The following is an 820-nucleotide window of genomic DNA, read 5'->3' on the forward strand; positions in this document are numbered from 1 at the left end:
GGCACTGTTGCAAAGTTAGCGATGAGGCAGCCTTTTGTCTTATTCAAAGGCCTTACATTTCAAAAACTCTGCTTACCAGGCGCATTTCGCCCAGGGGATCACCATAATAAAATGCTGAGGCCTGGCCTTTGCGTAGTGCACGCATCACCTCAATACCTTTGATGGTGGCGTAAGCCGTCTTCATGGATTTAAATCCCAGCGTGGCGCCGATTATCCGTTTCAGTTTGCCATGATCGCATTCAATCACGTTGTTCCGGTACTTAATCTGTCGGTGTTCAACGTCAGACGGGCACCGGCCTTCGCGTTTGAGCAGAGCAAGCGCGCGACCATAGGCGGGCGCTTTATCCGTGTTGATGAATCGCGGGATCTGCCACTTCTTCACGTTGTTGAGGATTTTACCCAGAAACCGGTATGCAGCTTTGCTGTTACGACGGGAGGAGATATAAAAATCGACAGTGCGGCCCCGGCTGTCGACGGCCCGGTACAGATACGCCCAGCGGCCATTGACCTTCACGTAGGTTTCATCCATGTGCCACGGGCAAAGATCGGAAGGGTTACGCCAGTACCAGCGCAGCCGTTTTTCCATTTCAGGCGCATAACGCTGAACCCAGCGGTAAATCGTGGAGTGATCGACATTCACTCCGCGTTCAGCCAGCATCTCCTGCAGCTCACGGTAACTGATGCCGTATTTGCAGTACCAGCGTACGGCCCACAGAATGATGTCACGCTGAAAATGCCGGCCTTTGAATGGGTTCATGTGCAGCTCCATCAGCAAAAGGGGATGATAAGTTTATCACCACCGACTATTTGCAACAGTGCC

1 protein-coding gene is annotated in these 820 nt (G+C 52.3%); it reads right to left on the minus strand.

From position 1 onward, the window contains the following. Positions 1 to 52: 52 nt before the first annotated feature. Entirely contained in the window at positions 53 to 757 is a 705-nt protein-coding gene (locus tag DD606_RS25800) for an IS6-like element IS26 family transposase (protein WP_001067834.1), read from the minus strand. Between the last annotated feature and the right edge of the window lie 63 nt (positions 758 to 820).

The sequence above is a fragment of the Enterobacter cloacae complex sp. GF14B genome (assembly GCF_004136805.1).
In the GTDB taxonomy this organism is placed as follows: domain Bacteria; phylum Pseudomonadota; class Gammaproteobacteria; order Enterobacterales; family Enterobacteriaceae; genus Enterobacter; species Enterobacter hormaechei_C.

What these genes read in the sequence shown, in the direction of transcription:
- DD606_RS25800 (WP_001067834.1), bottom strand. Translation starts at nt 757, where the DNA reads ATGAACCCATTCAAAGGCCGGCATTTTCAGCGTGACATCATTCTGTGG.